General features: G+C 37.8%; 1 protein-coding gene. It reads right to left on the bottom strand.

Going from position 1 to position 1,187, the window contains the following annotated elements; translation table 11 throughout:
- A partial coding sequence (locus tag A3EM_RS45325) for a hypothetical protein (RefSeq protein WP_044241330.1) occupies positions 1 to 467 on the bottom strand: 467 nt, incomplete at its 3' end.
- Positions 468 to 1,187: the final 720 nt, after the last annotated feature.

The raw sequence follows: 1,187 nt of genomic DNA, 5'->3' as shown, positions 1-1,187 counted from the left end.
GAATTCAACCCGAACTGTTTACAAATTTCTGTTGATCCTTCCGTCCTGCCAGATTTAAAATTTATTCGCCACTCCCCCATTTTAGCAAGTTCCCTGCTACCCTTTTCCTCTGTTATATCCTGTAATATTCCAGAAATTTTATATACTACCCTTTCCTTTTTAAATGGTCTGCCTATACATCTTATCCATACATCCCTTCCGTTTTTCTGGGCATTTAGTTTCAATTCTATGTTAAATGGAATGCTATGAACACAAGCTTTCTCAAATGCTTTAAAAAATAATTCTTTTGACTGGTCTGTATATAATGAAAGGATATTATCCAAAGAAGGTTTAACCTGAGTAGAAATATTATGTAGATAATAGACTTGATTGGTCCAGGTCACTTCATCATTTGAGAAATCATATTTCCATCCTCCAATCTTTGCAATGGCTTGAATTTCTGCTAGAAATTTACTGTTGAATTTCATCTGGCTGGTTTTAAAAATTACTTTGATTTACAAAAAAATCAGAATTGAATTATTTTCTAATGAGTAAAAAACCTAAAAACCAACTTTAGGTAATAAACGCATTTTTAAACTTGCAGCATCATTATCAGCTCCTAAAGAATCGGGTCGGTCGTAACAAAGGGTGAGAGCCGCAGTGGAACTGTCCAGTAAACCGTGCAGTCTTTATCCTAAGCTAAGCAAGTGGTAAGGTTTCAGGGGTGACCCTGGAACTGAAGTAACAGGAACGCCTGCCGACCAACCTGCAGTATCTGTACTGACGACAATTCCATTGCGGACAGCAACATACATACTGAGGGCGGCCCCACTGAATGAGCTACCACATGCTGCCAAAGTCCAAAACCCAAAAGGGACTGTGTCGTAATAGTAGATGTAGCAGGAGGAAAAAGACGTGAAACTGACGATATCCCAAAAAGACTTTCGTCACAGCCTAGTAAAAAGGTTAATAATTCCCGCTTTGGTCAAAGTCCTGGCACTTGAGTGCATTAAAAATTAGCCAGTTGATTGAGTTCAGGGGTTGAAATATTATTATCTACATTTGCGCCACCATATGTTAATCAGTTTCTTATTGATCTGTTTTAGTATATAGTAGAGTTGTTCTGGTATGATTATCAGTTAGTTAGACAAAAGTTCCAAATCCCTGCACAAATGCCAGCCACTTTGTTGTAAAGTGCCATACTCCTA

The sequence above is a fragment of the Flexithrix dorotheae DSM 6795 genome, assembly GCF_000379765.1.
Taxonomy (GTDB): domain Bacteria; phylum Bacteroidota; class Bacteroidia; order Cytophagales; family Flammeovirgaceae; genus Flexithrix; species Flexithrix dorotheae.
The sequence above is the reverse complement of the archived record's forward strand: the minus strand, read 5'-3'. Positions and strand labels throughout refer to the sequence as shown.